The organism is Flavobacterium zhairuonense, assembly GCF_004352915.1.
Classification (GTDB): domain Bacteria; phylum Bacteroidota; class Bacteroidia; order Flavobacteriales; family Flavobacteriaceae; genus Flavobacterium; species Flavobacterium zhairuonense.
On the sequence record NZ_SJSY01000064.1, the window covers coordinates 131819 to 153170 of the forward strand.

The 21352-nt window shown below is 33.1% G+C and carries 14 protein-coding genes; 4 read left to right on the plus strand and 10 right to left on the minus strand.

Annotated elements, in window-relative coordinates; translation table 11 throughout:
• The first annotated feature begins 7 nt into the window (after nucleotides 1-7).
• Both EYY60_RS03450 and EYY60_RS03455 read left to right on the plus strand, forming a co-directional pair.
• Nucleotides 8-1153 carry a serine hydrolase gene (locus EYY60_RS03450; RefSeq protein WP_132988005.1) on the plus strand — a complete coding sequence of 382 codons (1146 nt, stop codon included), beginning with the start codon at nucleotides 8-10 and terminating at the stop codon, nucleotides 1151-1153.
• 206 nt (nucleotides 1154-1359) lie between these two features.
• Entirely contained in the window at nucleotides 1360-2403 is a 1044-nt protein-coding gene (locus EYY60_RS03455; protein ID WP_132988006.1) for a LacI family DNA-binding transcriptional regulator, read from the plus strand.
• A 32-nt stretch (nucleotides 2404-2435) separates the two neighbouring features.
• Here EYY60_RS03455 and EYY60_RS03460 read toward each other — a convergent pair whose 3' ends face one another.
• From EYY60_RS03460 to EYY60_RS03490, 7 genes are all read right to left on the minus strand, one after another.
• Entirely contained in the window at nucleotides 2436-3521 is a 1086-nt protein-coding gene (locus EYY60_RS03460; protein WP_132988007.1) for a PKD domain-containing protein, read from the minus strand.
• Nucleotides 3522-3523: 2 nt separating this feature from the next.
• Nucleotides 3524-5089 (minus strand): rhamnogalacturonidase, encoded by a 1566-nt coding sequence (locus EYY60_RS03465; RefSeq protein ID WP_132988008.1) that lies wholly within the window; start codon nucleotides 5087-5089, stop codon nucleotides 3524-3526.
• A 170-nt stretch (nucleotides 5090-5259) separates the two neighbouring features.
• Nucleotides 5260-7077 carry an alkaline phosphatase gene (locus EYY60_RS03470; RefSeq protein ID WP_132988009.1) on the minus strand — a complete coding sequence of 606 codons (1818 nt, stop codon included), beginning with the start codon at nucleotides 7075-7077 and terminating at the stop codon, nucleotides 5260-5262.
• Between the two features lie 334 nt (nucleotides 7078-7411).
• Nucleotides 7412-8947: a RagB/SusD family nutrient uptake outer membrane protein gene (locus tag EYY60_RS03475; protein ID WP_132988010.1), complete on the minus strand. Its 1536-nt coding sequence runs from the start codon at nucleotides 8945-8947 to the stop codon at nucleotides 7412-7414.
• A gap of 18 nt (nucleotides 8948-8965) precedes the next feature.
• A complete protein-coding gene (locus EYY60_RS03480; protein ID WP_132988011.1) occupies nucleotides 8966-12346 on the minus strand; it encodes a TonB-dependent receptor in 3381 nt (1126 codons plus the stop codon).
• Nucleotides 12347-12406: 60 nt separating this feature from the next.
• Nucleotides 12407-13327: a FecR family protein gene (locus EYY60_RS03485; RefSeq protein WP_132988012.1), complete on the minus strand. Its 921-nt coding sequence runs from the start codon at nucleotides 13325-13327 to the stop codon at nucleotides 12407-12409.
• A gap of 114 nt (nucleotides 13328-13441) precedes the next feature.
• Nucleotides 13442-13999, minus strand: a complete 558-nt coding sequence (locus EYY60_RS03490; protein ID WP_132988013.1) for an RNA polymerase sigma-70 factor — start codon at nucleotides 13997-13999, stop codon at nucleotides 13442-13444.
• A gap of 719 nt (nucleotides 14000-14718) precedes the next feature.
• Here EYY60_RS03490 and EYY60_RS03495 point away from each other — a divergent pair.
• Nucleotides 14719-15096 (plus strand): hypothetical protein, encoded by a 378-nt coding sequence (locus EYY60_RS03495; RefSeq protein ID WP_132988014.1) that lies wholly within the window; start codon nucleotides 14719-14721, stop codon nucleotides 15094-15096.
• Between the two features lie 75 nt (nucleotides 15097-15171).
• Nucleotides 15172-16437 (plus strand): hypothetical protein, encoded by a 1266-nt coding sequence (locus tag EYY60_RS03500; protein ID WP_132988015.1) that lies wholly within the window; start codon nucleotides 15172-15174, stop codon nucleotides 16435-16437.
• Between the two features lie 242 nt (nucleotides 16438-16679).
• Here EYY60_RS03500 and EYY60_RS03505 read toward each other — a convergent pair whose 3' ends face one another.
• The 3 genes from EYY60_RS03505 to EYY60_RS03515 all read right to left on the minus strand — a co-directional run bounded on the left by EYY60_RS03505 (nucleotide 16680) and on the right by EYY60_RS03515 (nucleotide 20291).
• On the minus strand, nucleotides 16680-17756 hold the full coding sequence (locus tag EYY60_RS03505) for a Ppx/GppA phosphatase family protein (protein ID WP_132988016.1): 1077 nt from the start codon (nucleotides 17754-17756) through the stop codon (nucleotides 16680-16682).
• Nucleotides 17757-17850: 94 nt separating this feature from the next.
• The gene (locus tag EYY60_RS03510; RefSeq protein WP_132988017.1) at nucleotides 17851-19122 is read right to left on the minus strand and encodes an MFS transporter; all 1272 of its coding nucleotides are present in this window, start codon (nucleotides 19120-19122) and stop codon (nucleotides 17851-17853) included.
• 188 nt (nucleotides 19123-19310) lie between these two features.
• The gene (locus EYY60_RS03515) at nucleotides 19311-20291 is read right to left on the minus strand and encodes a BstXI family restriction endonuclease (protein WP_132988018.1); all 981 of its coding nucleotides are present in this window, start codon (nucleotides 20289-20291) and stop codon (nucleotides 19311-19313) included.
• Nucleotides 20292-21352 lie beyond the last annotated feature (1061 nt).

Genomic DNA, 21352 nt, shown 5'->3' on the forward strand with positions numbered 1-21352 from the left:
AAATTTTATGAATAAATTCCTTTTTTTATTTTGTCTTCTATGTTTTCTTTCAGGTTGTAAATCAGCAAAAAATAGTCCTATTACTCAAATTTTAAAAAGTGATAACAGTGCTATTAAAAAAGTGGCAGAACAGCCGGAACATTATGAATTGCAGATTATTTATACTTCGATAAAAAGAAAAAGCGATGGAAAAGTTATTTTAAAAGATTACAAATACAACGTCGATGCTTCAAATTATTTTTACCCGGCAAGTACAGTAAAACTTCCGATTGCAGTGCTGGCTTTGGAAAAATTGAACAAGATGAAAGATGTTGATGTAAATACCGTTTTTACCGTTGATAATGATACAACCAAAGCATCTTTTTCAGACAATTTGCGTAAAATTTTTGCGGTGAGTTCAAATGAGGCAAGTAATGATTTTTATGAATTTATGGGACGCGATTATATTAATTCAAAACTCCATGAAAAAGGATTAAAAGAAGTTCAAGTAAATCATCGTTTATCAACTCCGAACTCAGGAGCTTCGCAGACAAAAAAAATAACGTTTTATAAAAAAGATGGTGAAAAAATAATCATTCCAAGTGTTAACGATAGCAAAATTATTCCGTTGAAATTAAATAAAACGTTAAAAGGGAAGGGCTATCTTGAAGACGATAAACTGGTTAATTCTCCAATGGATTTTAGCAGAAAAAATTATCTTCCGTTAGAAACTTTGCACGGAGTTATGAAAAGAATTGTTTTCCCGAATAATTTTTCAAGCAAAGAACGTTTTGATTTGTCAAAAGAGAACAGAGAACTTCTTTTGTTTGATATGCAGAATTTGCCTAGAAATGCAGGTTTTAATCCAAAAGAATATTACGACGGATACTGCAAGTTTTTAATGTTTGGCGATACAAAAGACCCAATTCCAAGTAACATAAAAATATATAATAAAGTTGGTGATGCTTACGGAACATTAGTCGATTGCGCTTACATTGTAGATGAAGTTAATCATGTCGAATTTATTCTCAGTGCTACTTTATTGGTCAACGAAGACCAAATTTTCAATGATGGGATTTATGAATACGAAAAGATAGGATTGCCTTTTCTTGCACAACTTGGACGCGCTTTTTATGATTTGAATTTAAAGGAAGGTAAAAAAGATCAGTTGTAATCAAATTTTAGATTTTTAAAAGTATAATTGGCTTTATTTGAAAACAATAGAGTCAATTCGTTTATAGTTTTATTATTAAAATATTTTAATAATAAAATATTTAATGGTAAAATATTTTATATATTTGTTTTTGTAAAATAAATTTTGAAAATATCATTAACCATACTTTCACATAGTCTAGTACCAAAATATTTTAACTTATTTTAATGAAAAGCAAAACCGTTTCTATAAAGAATATTGCCGACGAATTGAAGATTTCAATAACGACGGTTTCTTTTGTATTGAACGGTAAAGCTGCAGAAAAGCATATTTCAAAAGAAGTGACGAAAAAAGTGCTCGATTATGCGAAACGAATAAATTATAGACCCAATTTAATTGCCCAGAGTCTTAGAACAGGAAAATCAAAAATCCTGGTTTTCATGGTTGAAGATATTTCAAATAGTTTTTTCTCGAAATTGGCAAGGATCTTTGAAGATATGATTTATGAAAAAGGCTATAAAGTTATATTTTGCAGTAACGAGAATAATGACGAGAGATCGAGAGAACTTATAGAATTGTTTCATTTCAGGCAAGTTGATGGATTTATAATTGTTCCATCCCCAGGAATAAAAGATACGATCGAAGGACTTATAAAAAATGATATTCCAGTTGTTTTAATGGATCGATTTTTTGATGATCTAGCTTGCAATTATGTTGGAATTGATAACGAGCGCGCTTCAAACGATGCTGTAACGCATTTGATTGACAATCAGTTTAAGAATATTGGTTTTGTTACAACAACATCCAATCAGTCTCAGTTGAGAGATCGTTTGCAAGGATATGAAAAAGCTATTGCGGCGCACGGATTAAATCCTGCAATCTTGCGAATCCCAGAAGACAAATTGATGGATGGAAAAGAATACATAAGCGATTTTTTCAATAAAAATACGGATCTAGATTCTGTTTTTTTCTCCACGAATTATCTTGCACAACACGGGTTAGAGACTTTTAAGGATAATGATTATCATTTATTAAAAAAACTTGGAATAATTTCTTTCGATGATCACGATATGTTCCGTTTATGCCCAACTTCGATTACCTGCGTATCTCAACCTCTTTCTGAAATTTCTGCTAAACTTATAGAAAAGATGCTATTTCTGCTAGATAGCAAAGAGGAAAACAAATCATTTAAAAAAGACGTATTAAAAGCAGAGTTAATTATACGTGAGTCATCATTAGCGAAAAAATGTATTGAAAATCAGATTGTATAGAACAAAATGCTTTTGTTTATTTCTATCTTAACTTAATAGACTGCGACATCCCAAACATTCGCCATACGCGCTTTTCCTGAAGGTCCTTCGATATCGAGTATTACAATATATTTGCCGGCATTTTTATATTCATGAATAGGATTTTGTTCATTTGAAGTGGTGCCATCTCCAAAATCCCAATGCCATTTAGTAATCTTGCCCGTACTTTCGTCTATAAATGATACCTGTCGTTTGTTCATATTTGTCACTTTAAATGACCATTTCGCATCAAATGCTTTCTGATATTTCTGGTCAAGTGGTTGTAAGGTAAAAATGGTTCCCAAACTTGAGTTGCCATACATTTTGTGATTTTTAGATAGGTTCCAAAAGCCTTTTTTCTTTTCGTCGTTTACATCATCATAATCAATTACCGCCCAAGTAAGTCCAATTTTTTTATTATCATACAAATTAGATTCGACGGCTCTTTCCGGGCTTTCGCCAGCATAATCAAAAAGTGTAATCCAAAATTCTGCAATAAGTTTTCCGGGTTCGCCAGGCTTAAAGTTATAGGAATAGGCAATATTTGAATAAGGCATTTTTTTGATCCATGGCTGACTGCCCCATGCAAGCGCCCAATCTTTGCCAACAGCCGGCGTAAAGATGTGGTAATTCTGTGCGTGTACACCGTGAAAATCAAAATAGCGTTGGCGCCAAGAAAGGTCTTGATTCAAATGTAGTTGATCAGTTAAAGGGCCACCAGAGAGATCGCCATCTACTACAATTTCAAAAATATCATTGTGGAGATCGGGTAAAGAAAAATCCCAATAATCATCATAAGCTTCATATAAAAAGTATAATCGGTTTAGGCCTTTTACCCATGCTACTCTCACTTTTACATCTAAATTTGAAGGATCTGTCTTTGGATAATGTTTTGAATCATCCCACAATTGGTCTGTTCCTACAATATATTCTGCAGGAAAAGCATCCCAATCCTCTGTATTGCCATCAATTCTTGGAATCATATTGGCTGGAAACTGATATATTTTATAGCCTCTATCTTCTTGGGAATATGACTTTGAACTTAAAAATAAGAAAGCACTAATTAGCAAGAGAAATTTGATTTTCAAAATGACTTTCATTTCTAAAATGTTTTCGTTGTTGTTTTTTGAATTTCTAAATCTTTGAAAGGTTTGCTGTCTTTAATGGAAAATTCGCTAACATCTTTTAAGACAAGGATTCCTGATTTTCGATTTTCTGGCACATTTACATTACGCATTTTTATATTTTCTATATCTGTTAGCATTATAGCGGGGCGCATTTCTTTCCCTAACAAATAAAGATTGATATTCATAAGTTCCATGTTTTTTGCATGCCGAATAAAAAATCCATAAGCAGGCAATATTCCAAATTTTTGTGGTTCGGGATAGGCTTTTTCAAATTCAGGAACTTCTTGCTGTACATTGGTTTCCAAAGAATCAAGAGCTCGATACCAGATACTGATATTGCTAAGGCGAATGTCCTCAATTGGATGATTAGGGATTCCGCTTATAAGAGTCGCAAAACGGGAATCGGCATTATATACATTTATGTTGCTGATATTTATACGACGCAACACGCCAATGGGAGTGCCATCTGGCGCTCTCATTCGACCACCAAGACGAAGAAAAATAGGAGAGTTGACAATATCTCGCATGGTTATATTGGTAATAGTTACATCTTCTAATATGCCACCGTCAACGGTTTCGAGTGCAAGTCCGCGACAGTTTTCAAATGTGCAATTGCTTATAGCAATATTTTTAAAACCACCGTTTGATTCTGTACCAAACTTGATTCTCCCAGTAGGGCCTTCTTTATCTGGAACTAAATGTCCTTCATTGCGTAAGTAAGTGCCATTGTAAAAAGTGCCACGATCAAAACCGCTTACGCTGCAATTTGTTATGGTGACATTTTCAGTAGGCCGGGAGTAGCCGAGGGCAAATGAACTCTTAAGACAAATTCCATCATCCCAAGGAGAATTTACGGTGCAGTTTGATATTCGAACATTTTTGCAACAGTCAATATCTATTCCGTCACGATTGGTGTCAATTTTTAGATTGTCGATCGTAAGATTGTCAACGCCAGTGGCAAGAATACCAAAATGACCGCCAAATAGTATAGTAAAATCTTTCAGTGTTACATTTCGGCAAAGTTTAAGTGCAATTGCCTTATTCCCGATTGGTGCCTTAAAAGGTCCACTTCGGGACAATCCTTTTCCGTGAATTATTCCTGGTCCAAGAATCGAAATATCTTCTAGATTTTCGCCCCAAATCAAACTATTGCGCCAATGACTATGTCCAAAATCCTGAAACTGATCATTTAAAGCTGGTTCTGGTGCATCATAACCAATCTCTCCATCAGGTGAAGCGCCAATAAGAGTGGCTCCTTGATCTAGATAAAGTGCAATATGGCTTTTCAAACGGATAGAGTAACTTAGATAAGTTCCTGCTGGGAAATATACTGTGCCACCGCCTGCTTTTGCGGCTGCTATTATTGTATTGTTTATAGCATCAGTATCAAGTGTAGTGCCATCGCCTTTGGCACCATAACTCTTAACATTGAAAGTTGTTTCTGGAAATGCCCAAATAGTGTTGATTGTGATAAAAAACAAACACAAGCTAAAAATGTATCTATAGAATAATAGGGAAGAAGCAGTAAGAGGAGTTTTCATATAGCTGAGACAAATTATAGACTAATTGTTTCTAAAGTAGTAGTTTGTTTAGAAACAAATATCCTGTACCATCCTGCTTTCTAAATCATGTGGTTGCTGTTTTTGTATGTTTATAAAAAAAAGCGATTGAAAAATTCAACCGCTCTTTAATTTTAAATGCTTCTTAAAGATTATTTTCCAGAAATCAATTCCATGATTTTATCATAAATAGCAGTATTTTGATAAACACCTTTAAAATTATCAGCTCCAGGCCCATAAGCAAAAACAGGAACCGGAACTGCTGTGTGATCATTTGTGCTAAAACTTCCATGAACATAACCTTTTTCAATACTTCCGTCGATTAACGATAATCCGCCCGTTTCATGATCTGCTGTTACGATTATTAAGGTTTCTGGATTTTTGTCTGCAAATTCCATTGCTTGTCCTACTACTTTATCAAAATCCAACATTTCTCGTACAACATATTCTACATTATTCTGATGCCCGCCATAATCAATTTGCGCACCTTCGGCCATGATAAAAAACGGATTTTTGGTTTTTGAGAAAGTGGCAGTTGCTTTCGCTAAAGATTTAGTTAGAAAATTTCCTCTTCCGTTTTTGATTGAAACCACAGCTTGATCTTCTAAAACTACAAATTGGCTGTTTTTTATTGTATCTAAACTTGCAAACTTATCCGAAAAAGTATATCCTTTTTCAGTCAAAATTTTAGATAAATCTTTGCCGTCTTTTCGGGATTTAAATTCATTTTGTCCTCCTCCAATTAAAATATCCGAAGGATTTGCTAAAAAATCATTTGCTATAGGTTCGCTGTAACTTCTTTCTGGTTGATGCGCATAAAACGCTGCGGGTGTTGCATCTGTAATGTTTCCTGCAGAGATAATGGCAGTTTTATAGTTTTTCTTGGATAATTGTTGTGTAATTAATTCAAGCGGTTTTCCTAGTTCATCGACACTGATAAATCTATTGTTGGTTTTGTGTCCCGTTGCCATTGCTGTTGCGCCCGCAGCAGAATCGGTAATATAGCTGTCTGATGCTTTTGTGATAGAAAATCCTTGAGTTGGAATGTTAAAAAGGTTTAACTGTCCTTTGTTTGCCGTATAACCAGCATAAATCTGAGTTAGTCCCATTCCGTCGCCAATAAGCAAAATAACATTTTTAGGGCGTTTATTTTTGAATGCATTTTTTGGGACATAAGCTTGGTGAAAATCTGTATTCTGGTAAAACGTAGTTTTAATGCTGTTAATGAATTGAGTCAATTCAGCGACTTTATCAGTTCCAATAAAATCGACTTTTAAATTCATTAAAGTCATGTAAGTATTCACATTGTCTTGTGTTGCCCAAAATCGCACTTTTTTGTTTTGACTGTGGACTTTCTTTATGATTGCCTGAATTTTTTCAGAATCAGCCTGGGTCAATACTCCTTTTCCGTTCCAAATGGTAATTTCTTTTAAATCTTCACTAATCATTTCCACACGAGCTAGTTGATCTGGCGTGTATTCTTCGTTTATTCTTCCATCAAAATAAATGAAATCAGGAAAATCTTTCCAAAGAGAAGGCAGCGGTCTATTTCCTGAAATGACCACTTTTATATTTTTATTCGAAATGATGTCGGGAAAAGTTTTTAACTGTTGCACAATTGTTTTCAAGGTAGCATCAGCATCAGACTTAATATCGATCATTAAAATTAAAGGCTTGTTGCTTGGATAGGCTTTTCCTTCTAATGTTTTTAATTTAGAAGAAAGTGGTTCAAGATATAAACTTTTAAGCGTGTTGTAATTTTTGATCTCTTTTGAAGTATGAGCAACAAATAACTCATTATTTACAAAAAAAACATCGGCTTCGATAACGCCGGTTTCATTAGAATAAGCGCCATAAAAAGGCAGTTTGCTTTCATAATCGTTATGAGAATGAATATTGGAAGAACTGTATTCCTGCGCTTGCGCAAAAAAGAAAAACTGAAGGCAAAAAAGGGTGATTATTTTTTTCATCGAAAATTGATTTGATTCTTTTAAAGCTGTAGGTAGCTTTATTAGAAATTGGTTTATGTTATTTATTTTTAACACACAGAAACATAGCTTTTCTTTATTCATAAAGGGGTTTCACCTTTTTAAATGCACATAGTGAAAAATATTAAGTTTTATTTGTCATTCCGAGGAACGAGGAATCGCACTCGGGATTCGACAAAGATTGTGGGATTCTATGCGGAATTTCTAGTGCGATTCCTCGTTCCTCGGAATGACAAACTTTACTTTTTTACAACCGCAGTCTCCTGACTAAGACTGCAGCGTAAAAAAAACTAACAACAAAAAATGAAACTATTTGTTACCAACCCTGGTTTTGAGTCAATGATCCTTTGCTTACAGCAATTTCATCTGGCGGAATAGGCCAAACGTGGTGAATCGCTGGATTGAAATTACGTGCTGGGTAAATTACGCTTCCGTTATAATGATGCAATGGTTTTGCATAGGTTTCTTTTGCATCGCCCCAGCGCACTAAATCAAAGTGGCGATCTGTCCATTCTCCTGCTAATTCACATCTTCTTTCTCTTTTCAAGTCGGTCATTGTAGCTCCTGAAAGATCTCCAAGTCCGGCACGACGACGAATCATATTGATTTCGGTATCTGCATTTTGGCCTTTCATTAATTTGGCTTCAGCCAACATCAGAATCACATCAGCATAGCGCAAAAGCGGTACATTTAAAGTTGTTGAAGGTTTGTCTCCGTTTGCATTTACGTAACGAATATCTACAGCTCCAGATCCCGTTTTTGGATAACTGAAAGGCTCCATGTATTTTTTAAACTGATATCCTGTTCTGTTGCTTGAACTTACAGTATATTTTCCTTCATTAAAAGTCACTTCCTCGCCAAAATAAACGAATTTGTCTCCTTTTTGTAAAATAGTAGCGCCACGTCTTTTATCAGTTGGAGCATAGGCATCAAACAATTCTTTTGTTGGGTAGAAATTTCCCCATCCGTTATAAGCTCCCCATCCTTTATCTTCTAGACATACTCCAGGAAAAATAGAACCTAAAGAAGTATTATCAGCACTTGATGTTACAGACCAGATATATTCTGTTGACCAGTTATTTTTGATTTTGAAAACATCTTCAAAATTGTCTAGCAACTTGTGTTTGCCACTGTTTACAATCAAATTGGCGTATTTAATTGCATTATCCCAATCTTTAGCATACAAATAGGTGCGAACTAAATATCCCCAAGCCGCAGTTTTATGAGCACGGCCATAATTGTCAGGTGACAATTCATTGAAGTACGGAAGCAAATCAGCAGCTTTAATCAAATCGGCAGCAATATAAGCGTAATTTTCAGCTACGTTTTTTGCACGAGGCACATAAACGTTTGATGGATTTGTTCGGTCTTGAATTGGAATTCCTGCACGGTCATCTCCATAATGGTAAGCTAATTCCAAATGCATTACAGCATGATTAAAATAAGCTTCTCCCAACATTCCGTTTTTTGTTTTTTCATCCAAAGGAATATTCGGAATATTGCGAATGACATCATTACAGCGTTTCATGACTTCGTAGTGTAGTCTCCAAATATCTTTAGTATCTGATTCTGCTCCGTCAACAATAAAGTTTTTGATACGTTCTGCATTTTGTCTTGGTTTTGTTCCGATATCATCACTGGCATTGTTAAGCCAGAAAAAACCGCGACCGTACATATTGTCATCAGAATATAAAGCATACATTGCATTTACTCCCGCCTTTGCATCTGCTGGAGTTTTCCAGAAATTCCCGCTTGAAGGCGCTCCTTGTGGAATCACATCAAGTTCGCTTTCGCAAGCTGAAGTGCTTACCAACAGCACAAAACTTAATACTAATAGACTTAAATTTTTCATTTTGTTAGTTTTATATTTTTAAAATGTTGCGTTTACACCCGTCATATAAATGCGAGAAAGTGGATATTTGCCTAAGTCTAGACCAAAATTGGTAAGTCCAACTTCTGGATCCATTCCTGAATATTTTGTAATCGTAAATAGGTTTTGTCCTGAAAGAAAGAATCTCAGTTTTGCTTTTCCGTTTAACCAGCTATCTTTAATGGTATAACCAATAGAAACGTTTCTTAATCTTAAGAAAGAAGCATCTTCGATATAAAAGTTCGAGATTCTTCCGAAGTTGTTATTGTTATCGGTTGCCGAAAGTACTGGAATATCAGTATTTGTATTTGTCGGTGACCATGCATTTTTTGATTCTGCCAATAAATTGTAGCCAGGGAACGAACCATTTAATCCAGTATATTTTATTGCATTAAAAACACTATTTCCGGCAGCTCCACTAAAAAAGATATTCATATCAAATCCTTTGTATTTAAAGTTTGCATTTAAGCTGAATGTCGTTTTTGGAAACGGACTTCCTAATACATGTCTGTCGCTATTATTAATTACGCCATCACCGTTAAGATCTTTAAATTTGATATCTCCAGCAACAGCATTTGGTTGATATACTTCGCCTTTAGAGTTTACATAAGCTTTTGCTTCGGCAGTACTTTGAAACAATCCGTCAGTTTGATATCCGTAAAAAGCACCAACTGGACTTCCCACCTGATAGATATTCGCCAACGGCAAACTTCTAACTCGGCTTAAATTCAAAGGTTCAAGTGAAGTCAAATCATCTTTAATAGAAACAATTCTGTTGCTTAAGAATCCTGCATTTGCAGTAACATCAAATTTAAATTCACCACGTGTTTTTTGGTATGTCAAACTAACCTCAATACCTTTATTTTCAACATCACCAGAGTTCACGATTCTTCCTTGCGGCGTTCCTGAAACACCTGGCAATTGGTCGCGGACAAGCATATCTTTATTTGTTTTTACATAAGCATCAACAGATCCTAAGAATGTATTATTGAACATGGTGAAATCCAAACCAACGTTTGTCTGTTCTGAACTTTCCCACTTTAAATTCGGATTTGAAAGTTCTCTTTCAGAATAACCGTAGTTGATAACAGGAGTCGCTCCAATTAAAGCTGTAGTTTGAGTCAAAGGAACACTAAACTGGTATGGTCCAAGATTTCCTAAGTTTCCTATTTCTCCCCAGCTTGCACGTAATTTTAAACTGCTTACAATTGGATTGATGCTTTTCATAAAACTTTCTTCGGAAATCAACCAACCTGCAGAAACAGAAGGATAAACTTTCCAGCGGTTTTCAGATAAAAGTTTTGATGTTCCGTCACGACGTACAATTCCGGATAATAAATATTTTTGATTAAAATCGTAATTGATTCTTCCAACATAAGATGAAATAATCTCATCTGACATTCCTGCACCGGTCTGCTGAATTAATTTCGCATTCAATAAATAACGTTGCGATGGATCTTCATTGTCAAATCCTGTTCCTTCAACGGTATAAAAGTCTCTTTTAGTTTCTTGGTACGTGTATCCTGCTAAAGCTTTCAGATTGTGTTTTCCAAATGATTTCTCATAAGAAATTGTCTGTTCGCTCAACAAATCACTTATTGTCAAAGATTTTTTAGTCAGACGATTGAAATCGAAAATTTTTCCAGGTTCTGTAATTTTAACTGTAAAATCTGTTGCGTTATCTTGTATTCTGGTATATCCCCAGTTTGATTTTACTTTTAAGCCTTCGATAATTTCCCATTCTGCATACGGATTGATCAAAATTGTAGAAACCGGATTTCTATTGTCCAATCTTTTCAAATATGCTACAGGATTGATCACATCTCCATAAGATCCAATATATTTTGTAGGAACACCGCCAAATTGCCCCGAACCATCTTCTTTATAAATAGTAGCATTTGGCGGATAAAAAATAGCTCCCAAAATTGCTCCAGTATAAGCACTTGACGTATTAGCACTCTGGCCATCTGTCAAGGAGTACGATAAATTTTCGCCCAAAATAAAGTTTGGCGCCAATTTAAAAGAAGAGTTTGCTCTAACAGTATAGCGCTCTGAATAAGTATTTAGCAAAATCCCCTCATTTTTTCTATAACTTCCAGAAAGAAAGAAGTTTGATTTTTCTGTTTTTCCATTTACAGAAAGAGACAAATCCTGAATTTCTCCGGTATGAAAAATTTCATCCATCCAGTTTGTCTTCGTTGTTCTTGCTGTTGGTTCAAAAGCAGTATTAAAAGCAGGAATTCTAGGCAGTCCTGCATTATCTGTGGCAGTATTCATTGCATCGGCATATTCTGCAGCATTTAAAACTTCTAATTTTTTTGCTACATTTTGAAAACCTCCCTGATAGTTTACATTTACATTAATACGATCAGAAACTCCTTTTTTAGAGGTAATTAAAATCACCCCGCCAGAAGCTCTAGCTCCATAAATTGCTGCAGAAGCCGCATCTTTCAAAACACTGATTGAGCCAATATCATTTGGATTTATCGTATTTAAAGAACCACTGTAGATAATTCCGTCCAAAACAATCAATGGTGTTTCGGCATTCAAAGAACCAATTCCACGAATATTAATTGTTGGCGAAGCTGTTGGATCACCTCCGTCGCTTATTACCGTTACACCGGCAACAGTTCCTTGCAATAATTCAGCAGCATTATTATACGTTCTGCTTGAGCTTTCTTTCATAGAAACAGTACCAACAGCTCCAAGAACCTCATTTTTTTTCACACTTCCGTATCCCATTACAATTACTTCCTGAAGTTGCTTAACATCAGCAGCTAGTTTTACCGTAATGTTTTGAGTGCCGTTTATTTTTACTTCTTGAGTTACATAACCTACATATGAAAAAATAAGCGTCGCTTCAGATGCATTGATTTCCATTTTGAATGTTCCGTCAAAATCTGTAGTTGCAGTTGCTTCAGAAGTTTTATCTTTAATTCCGACACCTGGCAAAGGCATATTGTCATCTCCTCCAAAGACAGTTCCCGAAACTGTAATTTTATTCTGATCTGAACTTGCAACTTTCTGATTTTTTTTGATTACGATATTATTGCTTACAATTTCGTATCGAAGTGCAACACCGCAAATTTTGTCGAGTGCTTGTTCAAGTGTTACATTATTTAATCTTAAGCTTAATTTCTGATTTGTGTTTACTTGACTGCTCTCGTACATGAAATGCACATCAGCTTGATTTTCAATTTTATGGAAAATATTTTTTATACTTTCATTTTCAACTTTTAAAGTTACTCTTTTGTTAATGTCAACATTACCGGCATTTACTGTTAATGATGCAAAAAATAAAGTAATAAAGAGGAATAATTTGATTCCCATTGTCCTTATGCTTTCACACTTTACGGTATTCCGCATTTGTTTTTCATTCATAATTTTTAGTTTTAATTGTTTTGTTTGTGGGTTTTCTACGTAGTTTTATTTTTGATTCGTTTATTCTATTTTATATATTCCAGAATCTATTTTATAATTAGCATTGATGATATTGCAAACAAGCCCTATTACTTGATCAGCTGGTAATTCTTTGAAGTAGGCGCTAATTTTTAATTCGTTTAAATTTTTGTTTTTGATTTCAATCGCCACATTATAATTGCGGTTTATGGTCGCCACAACTTCTGCAAGGGGTGTTTCTTCAAATACCATAATATTTTTCCGCCATAGCGAAATGGTGTTTACAGGAACATCTTTAAAAGCTTGCAGTTTGTTGTTTTGAGATCTAAAAACCGCTTTTTGGCCAGGAGTTACATACACATTTTCTTCTGTAACTGTAGATTTTACATTCACTCTTCCGGTTAAAACCGAAACTTCTTGTGTTCTTTGATCCGGATAGGCCTGAACATTGAAACTGGTTCCAAGAACTTTGGTGTCCATTTTATTGGTATGTATGATAAAAGGATGTTTTTTGTCTTTGGCAACATCAAAAAAAGCTTCACCGCTCAGGTAAACTTCTCTGGTATCTCCTTTAAATTCTTTCGGATATTTTAAAACGCTTCCTGCATTTAGCCAGATTTGAGTTCCGTCGCTTAATTTTATTTTGGCATGTTCACCGAGTTTTACGGCAAATTGTTTGTTCTCAACCGATGTGGATGATTGGTAAAAGAAAATTGATAAACCAATTAATAAGGTTAAAGATGCAGCAACGGCCCAGTTTTTATATGGAAGCGAAATGACGTTATTGGTATTCTTAATAGCTTTTAGTTCTTTTTTAAGTTTCGAACGATTCGATTGAATCATTTCCATATTTTCAAAAAAATCATCGGTACGGTCGTACCATTTGTTCCACATTTCTTGTCCTTTTGGAGAATATTTTCCGTCTAAAAAATGTTTTATTTCTTGTCTTAATTTATCAGGCATTATAATTTCTTTATGTCTTTAATAGTATGTCTTCGGAATTGTAATTTCAGGTAGGCGCAAAAGGTTACGCTTTTGTTAAGAAAAAAGCTGGTTACTTAATCTGAATTTTACTTTTTAATTAAACTCACCTAAATAAGTACGCATGAATTTCAGCGAATATGTAATGTGATATTTTACAGTTTCAATTGAAACATTGAGTTCGTCCGCTATTTCTTTGTTGGAATAATGTTTTATGCGGCTTAGGATAAAAACTTCTTTTGATTTTTTAGGAAGAAGCATAGTCGCTTTATCAACTGCTTTTTGTAATTCTTCATAATAAATAAAATCTTCGGTTGCGTTATGACTGGAAAACGAAACCGTGTTTTTATCTAAAACTTCTTGTATGTATTGATCAGTAACACTGTGTGATTTAAAGTAATCTAAAGTCATATAGCGGACAGAGGTATAAATGTATGCAGCAAAACTTTTTTGAATTACGATAGTCTTTCGACGTTCCCAAATACTGGTGAAAACTTCCTGAACGATTTCTTCAGAGATTGCGACCGATTTCATTCTGAGGTAAACAAATCGCACAAGGATATCGCGGTATCTAAAATAAAGTTCGTCAAAAGCTTTATCCTTGCCCGATTTTAATAATTCGACAAGTTCTTCGTCTGTAAACTTCTTATACATGAGACATTATTTTGGTGTGGATAATCAAATGAATCGTGCAAGATGGATCACTCTTTCTGATTTCGTTTGAATAATGATCATGCGCTTTTAAAAATGACATATATAAAGTTTTGGGTTCTTTTTATATGTCTTCAAAAGTAAAGATGAGGGTAGGTGTGAAAGGTTACGTTTACATTAATAAAATCACCTTAAAACAAAACATATTATTAACATTTGAAACCAATGTTAGCTAAACATTTGAGGATTAAATTTCTTAAAGTATAGGTAAATGTCTTTTAAAAGTGATTTTTCGGGTTATTTTTTAAACCATTACGGGGGTGAATATAAATGTGTTTAAGTGGTAATTGTTTATTTATTAATGTTTTATGTAGGAAAAAGATAGTGAAAAAAATAAATAATAACACCATTAGATGGTAAAAAAAATAAACATTAATCGGTTGATTATTAATTGATTAGCTATAAAATGAGAGAAATTTGAATATTTACGAAAATAACCACGTAATGGTTATGAAAAAATAAAATGTAAACAATTGATTTTCAGTGGATTTGCTCTTTTTGATTCAGAAAAAGGATTCATTTCTGAAAAAAAAGAAAAAAAAGTAAGAAATTATCATAAAGAGAAAATAATATCAATCGTTTTGAAAAATATATTTGTAATGTCAAACTGCAGTTGAAGACAAAGAAAGATGAAAAAATATAAAAAACTAAAAACTAAAATTATGTCAGACTTTTTAAATCAATTCGGAGAGGATCTAGAAAAAAATTGCCCAGGTTTTATTGCAGTATCAATTGCAGAAATTCAAAGTGGTATGTCGTACTTCTCACTTTCAGCAGTAAAAGATTTTGATCCTGAATTAGCTTCTGCTTTCAACCTTGAAGTTGTTAAAGCGAAACTTAATGCAATCAGCGCCTTAGGACTAAAAAATCAAATTGTTTCAGATATCATGATTACCTTATCATCTCAAATTCATATTATTGACATTTCTGATAATAATTTGTACATGATTTATCTTGCAGTTGACTCAACTAAAGCTAATATGGGAATGACAAAAGCAATTCTTAATAAGTATAAAAAAGAGATTGCTTCCAAATTATAATGGATTTTGAAATTGTGGGAAGGCTGACTTTATATGGTTAGCCTTTTTTTTAAAATAATTTAAAAAGAAGAAGTTATGAAAAAGAAAATATCCCTACTTGTATTTTTTACTTTCACATTATTGGGTAACGCCCAAAACATCAAAGGTATCAGCGGCGATACGAATTGGTTAAATATGTGGACAAACTTCAACCCCAAAACCACCAGTTATAATGAGGCTTCTCAAATTATAACTGGTGTAATTACTTCAAACATGACATTAAAAAAAGAAAATGTCTATGTTTTGGTAGGGGCGGTTTATGTTGCCCCAAATGTTACTTTGACTATTGAACCCGGCACGTTGATAAGATGTGATACGAAAACGTTGAGCATATTAATCGTCACCAAAGGCGCCAAAATTATTGCCGAAGGCACTGAAACAGACCCAATTGTGTTTACTTCCGACAAGAACTCAGGAGACAGAAATCCGGGTGATTGGGGAGGTATTATTCTTTTAGGAGATGCCCCAATTAATAAAACTGGAGGAATTGGTATTTTAGAATTCGATCTTGATCCGCAAAAAGCAATGTATGGCGGAGATAATAAAGACAGTGATTCCGGTATTTTAAAATATGTCCGAATTGAATTTTCAGGAAAAAAAACAACGACGAATAAGCCTTTGAACGGATTATCATTGGCTGGAGTTGGCAAAAAAACAAAATTAGAATACATACAAGTCACCTTTTGTGATGACGATTCTTTTCAGTTTTACGGAGGATATATAGATACTAATCATTTAATATCTTTGCGTTCGGCTGATGATGATTTTGATTTTACTCAAGGTGTGCAATGCAATATCTCTAATAGTATTGCAATTAGAAGTCCGTTTTTATCTGATAAATACGGATCTCGTTGTTTTGAAATGGAAACTGTTGATACCAGAAAAGGAGAGGCTTTAGACAGTAGAAAAGAAATGACAAGAGTTAATGCTTCAAATTTTACAATGATGCATACGGAAGATATTGGGCCTGAAATCCAAGGTCTTAAATATGAAGCAATTCTAATTCGAGAAAATACCTTTTTGACCTTAACGAATTCGGTGATATCTGGATTTAGCCAACTCATCGTATTTGCAGACACAATTCCGATTACAAATGAATATTTGGACAAAATAATCTTAAAAGATTTGCTTGTAAATGATACCAAGACTCTTGGAATAACTCAAAATAAAGACTACAATTTCCTTATCAACAATTGGTATCAGGACAAACAATACGGAATTGAGTTTATAAAACTTAAAAACAGTGAGTTGTTTGCAAGTGCATCCATGAAGAAAAAACCTGATTTTAGAATTAAAAACTAAGTTATCCTTATAGTAGGATTTGCGAAAATATACTTGATTTTAAAAAATAAAGCGTTTTTTATAACTTATCTACCTACCAAAAAAATCAACAAAAAACCAGTAATCGATTCGGTTACTGGTTTTTTTATTGATTCAATATTTTTAAGTGTATCTTGATCTTCGTAATCGTTGTCTAAATATAGAAGTACAACTTTATTTTAAATGGAATTTTCGCAAAGATGCAGCTTGGAAAGAGTTAATTTTTAACGGATATTTTTTGCTCTCTTCGCAGAATCTGCAATATAGGAAAGGAGCCAGGCCATTTGTCCTTGTTTTGTAAAATAGATGTTTTTAGATTTGATATCAGGCATTTTTTCTAACAAAGTCAGTAATAATGAATTTGCAGCAATCAAGTATTTTTGAGAATAGGTTTTTAGTACTTTCTCAATATCCTTGTTTTGAGACGCCAACGCTTCAAATTTTGCATAATCAGTTTTTATCATTTTGTTGTAGGCTACAACATCTTTGACTTCAAACGGATTAAAATTTTCTGTTGCACCATTTCCTTTGTACAAGGTGTAAAATGCCCATACTGCGCCACCTGACATGTATATGTTATCCTTTTTGAAAATTTTTGCATTTTGCTGATACAAACTATTAGTCTGATCGTTTAATTCAGGTAATGCAGAAGACAATAGCTCATTAAATTCTTCGATGGAATTGGTTTTTGCGTTTTTGCTTATTTTTTCTGTAAAAGTTACAGTTCCTAAATCTAATGTTACAGGATAAAATACCAAAATATCTTCTTCATTGAATTCTTCAACATAGCCGCCTTTTGTATTTCCGCCACCAATATCAAGAATTAAAGAATCTGAATACTCTTTTGGCGGAATGCATCCTTTTAACAATAACTTTGCTTCTGTTTCAGAAGTAATTATTGCTACATCAATGTTTGTAAACACATGCAGTCTTTGCCGTAAAACATCTATATTTTTGGCCATTGCAACTCCTGATGACACTACTATAAAGATATTTTGTTCTTTAATTTTGTCCTCCTTAATTAATTTGGTGTAATTTTTTACAACCACATTAAAAGCAGTTTCAATATCGTTTTCGGCTAAATTTCCATCTTTAGATATTCCTTTTGCAATACCTACATTTTCTGTCCAAAAATCAACTACATCATATTTCCCTTTTTTTATGTTTTGAACATTGATTATCGACATTTTTACTCCCTTGCTTCCTATTTCAATTCCGCCATAAAGTTCTTGTGAAATTATGCGTGAAGGGATAAAAAAAATAAAAACAATTATGACCTTTAGTGCAATGTATTTTTTCATATTGAATGTTTTTTTTAAATACTAGAAAGAAGGAGCTCCCTTTTTATTTAAATACTGAAAAGGAATTAATATTTCATTTTCATATTAAAGCAAGCTAAGATCTCTTTTTCTTGTCTATAAAAATTGATTGCACTATTTTTATTTTAGTTTCAATTGTTTCTTTTTCAACCATTTTCACCAAAAAGTAACATAGCGTAATAGCAAGTATGCCTATTAAGCTCATAAATATAAAATCGGCTCTGTAGCTTGCATAGGCAACGATTTCCATTCCTGTTTTGGCACTTAATATATGCGCAAGACTAAAACTCATAGTAAATACAGACATGTATCTTCCTTCCTGATTATTATGGGATCTGGTCATGGCAAATGAGTTCGAAAAAGGGAAAGTCAACATTACGCCTAGTGTCATAAAAAACATCATTACATACAATATTCCATACCATTTGTCATTTAATAGCAGAAGAATATAACTAAGCACCATAAATGATAGTCCGACCATTATGACATTCAGCTTGTTCATTCTGTTTTTTTCAACATAATTAACAATCGGTAATTCGAACAGCAAAGTCAATATCCCACTAAAACTTAAAAGCAAGCCGCTGTTTACTTCTGATAGATTAAATTGCTCCTTGTGATAAAGCGTCAAAGTCGTGAATACTTGGAAATACATAATTCCTGTAATAAGCGAAATGAACATATGAGTTAAAAAAGTTCGATCTTTTAATATGGCATATTTATCTACTCCATAATTATGTGATTTTAGTTTGAAAGGTAATTTTCGTTCTTTTACTAATAAGACAAAAACTAAAACTGCTAAAATACAGGTAGCAGAATCTACATAAAAAAGATATTTGTAGCCAACTAATATGATTATAAGCCCGCCCAAAGGAGGTCCAAATAGAAAACCAAGGCTTGTTGCTGATCTTACCAAAGACAAAGCTCTGGTTTTATTTTCTTTTCTTGTATATGTGTTTAAAGATACCAACATGGCTGGTCTGAACATATCTGCAATGGTTGTCAAAAGCAGAATCGACAAACAAAATCCTTCAAAGGATGTGATAAACTGAAGCATAAAGAAGATTAATCCACTGCCAAATAGACTGCCAATCATTACTTTATAAAATCCAATTCTGTCAGATAAAACACCGCTTAACCAGGTGCCTATAAAAGAACCAACTCCAAAGCAAACCATAACCCAGCCAATCTGATTGTATTCAAAATGCAGGTTCTCTTTCATATATTTTGACAGAAAAGGAATTACCATGGTTCCTGTTCTGTTTATAAAAGTTATTAATGTCAAAATCCAAATTTCTTTTGGAAAACCACTATAATTTTCGATGTATTTTTTTCTTAAGTCGTTTATCATTTTCTTTTTTTTTTGGGGGTGAAGTTTTTTCTTTTTAATCTAACTTTAATAAATCAAAAACGATTTATATTATTCTCGTTTTAATTTAAATATGAAGTAGCACTATAGTAATAATTTCTGCCAATGGGCAAAAGTCATTTTTACTATGAATAATTTTTAAAAAATAATTTGATTTACTCTTTTTACTTTTAAGAGGATGAGTCTTTGTTGAAAATAATAGTATTTACCACAACCTCTTTCATCCATTTAATAGTTTCAATTACACCTGTTTCTTTACAAATCATATTGCAATTTTGGTGTCCCCAAGCTAAATTATAGGGGGCGTGATTGAATTCACCAGTTTTCAGTTGATTAATATAAAAAAGGTTAATAGGACTAATTTCCTTACTGAGATCTAATTTCTCTGCCGATTCAAAGAAGTTCAGCAGGAAGGCGTCGGCACTTAATTTTTTTAAACAAAGCGGACAGATCGTATTTTTGGCATTATCAATAATCCGAGTTTTATAAAGTCGGTCAGTATTTGATAATTTTTGATTGTTACAAGCCGTAGTTATAGCTGCTATTCGATTTTCGATCTCGCTCTCTGTCATTCCGGCTCCAAGTGCTATTTCTTTAGAATTATAGCAAAGCCAGAATAAATATTCTAATTGTAAATGAGAGGATTTTATCGTTAAGAGAGAAGCATATTCTGCAACTCTAATTCCAGCGCCTTTACAACTACTGGTATTAAAGCCAAGAATAATTTTTTCTTCTTTTGAAGAGGAAGATGGTATTCGAGCAACAAAGTGTCCCTCAATAGGAGAGGTTCTTTTTTCAGCTACACTAAGCTTGTTTTTATAAGGATTAAATTCATTCCACTGCGCTCTCGTCTCATAAAGCAAGATCGCATTGACACCAAGTTTTAATTTGCGAGCCTTCATTAAATCTTGCGTGTCGGGATTTGTGTAATATTCTTCAGGACTAATTACAACGATAAATCCACTTTCAAATCTGTTGGAAGTGAAGTCGGAAATGTCAAATAAAGGGATTGATTCAAATGGAATCAAAACGGTACCATTTCTATTAGCTCTGTTTTGATAGATTACATCATCATTAGCACTTCTGGTTTGTCCGGTCTTGTAAATTTTGCTTTGCAGCAAAGGAGGTAGTTTGGGTAGTCTTTTTGCCATAGGTTAGTGTTAAGTTGGTTGTATGGTTGATTATGGGACTGACAGATATGGAAAAACTATTAAAATGGATAAGCCCATTATCTGGCAGAATTGAGCAATTGAACTAACTTTAGTACGTTAAGTTTATATCATAGGCATATCAAATTTGTTAAAGTTTGGTAAAAGCAAACTAAGATTAAAGAAATATTCTCAACATCCTTTAAGCTTTTCCTTTGCACAATATTAAATATATATTCTTAAAGTTGTTTAACTTTTTTAGTTAAATTTCAATCCGTTTTCAGCTGTTTTTTTTCCATCGTTTTTTTGAAATAAATTTAATGTTTTGCTTATGTCTTAAAAATGAGTGTTTTAATGGCTATTGTCTCGTTTTTTAGAGCTAAAAAAACAAAAAATATATATTTTCCTTTTTATTTAACAACTTGAACGTTTGTTAAATAAAAATAAGAAAAATTTAACCGCTTTTTTCTTCTTTTTGAAATATTTTTTTAGAGATAGATGAATAAATAGAAACTGGAAATAAAACAAGCGGGGTGTTAATCCAGATAAGGTATTTTGTCAACTATCATATTATATATTACGATTTTTGAAAAAAAAAATAATGGTTTAAAAATGTCTTGCTTTTCAGTTAGTTAAATTATTTAAATTTTTGATTATGCCGATAAGTATAAATACGGTATTTTTATCTTAAGCATAATTTTAGAATAATTATAAACAATTGTTTATGGATTTATCCCTTTCCCTTTTTCATAAATAAGATGCAAATTTTAAAGTTGTATACTTATTAATTATGCGCTGAGCAAGCGCTCGACAAAAATTTCTTTCTTCTTTTGTTAATTTAATTTTGCGTAATCCATCAATTTTTAAGATTCGATTTTTAATTAACGGGTTATTAGTGTTTTAGGTTTACGCACTTTCTTCATAAAGAAGTATTGAAACGTAGTATTTTTCTTTAAAACACAAATAACTCTAAAATTTTTAAAATATTTTATTAACAATTGTTAATTATTTCCTACTAAAAATTTTCTTGTGTTTATAAGGTTTTATGCATTATTGGAACATGT

Bases quoted from the DNA above. Each gene is read 5' to 3' on its own strand.
- EYY60_RS03450 (WP_132988005.1), top strand. From the start codon at position 8: ATGAATAAATTCCTTTTTTTATTTTGTCTTCTATGTTTTCTTTCAGGT.
- EYY60_RS03455 (WP_132988006.1), top strand. From the start codon at position 1,360: ATGAAAAGCAAAACCGTTTCTATAAAGAATATTGCCGACGAATTGAAG.
- EYY60_RS03460 (WP_132988007.1), bottom strand. From the start codon at position 3,521: ATGAAAGTCATTTTGAAAATCAAATTTCTCTTGCTAATTAGTGCTTTC.
- EYY60_RS03465 (WP_132988008.1), bottom strand. From the start codon at position 5,089: ATGAAAACTCCTCTTACTGCTTCTTCCCTATTATTCTATAGATACATT.
- EYY60_RS03470 (WP_132988009.1), bottom strand. From the start codon at position 7,077: ATGAAAAAAATAATCACCCTTTTTTGCCTTCAGTTTTTCTTTTTTGCG.
- EYY60_RS03475 (WP_132988010.1), bottom strand. From the start codon at position 8,947: ATGAAAAATTTAAGTCTATTAGTATTAAGTTTTGTGCTGTTGGTAAGC.
- EYY60_RS03480 (WP_132988011.1), bottom strand. From the start codon at position 12,346: ATGAATGAAAAACAAATGCGGAATACCGTAAAGTGTGAAAGCATAAGG.
- EYY60_RS03485 (WP_132988012.1), bottom strand. From the start codon at position 13,327: ATGCCTGATAAATTAAGACAAGAAATAAAACATTTTTTAGACGGAAAA.
- EYY60_RS03490 (WP_132988013.1), bottom strand. From the start codon at position 13,999: ATGTATAAGAAGTTTACAGACGAAGAACTTGTCGAATTATTAAAATCG.
- EYY60_RS03495 (WP_132988014.1), top strand. From the start codon at position 14,719: ATGTCAGACTTTTTAAATCAATTCGGAGAGGATCTAGAAAAAAATTGC.
- EYY60_RS03500 (WP_132988015.1), top strand. From the start codon at position 15,172: ATGAAAAAGAAAATATCCCTACTTGTATTTTTTACTTTCACATTATTG.
- EYY60_RS03505 (WP_132988016.1), bottom strand. From the start codon at position 17,756: ATGAAAAAATACATTGCACTAAAGGTCATAATTGTTTTTATTTTTTTT.
- EYY60_RS03510 (WP_132988017.1), bottom strand. From the start codon at position 19,122: ATGATAAACGACTTAAGAAAAAAATACATCGAAAATTATAGTGGTTTT.
- EYY60_RS03515 (WP_132988018.1), bottom strand. From the start codon at position 20,291: ATGGCAAAAAGACTACCCAAACTACCTCCTTTGCTGCAAAGCAAAATT.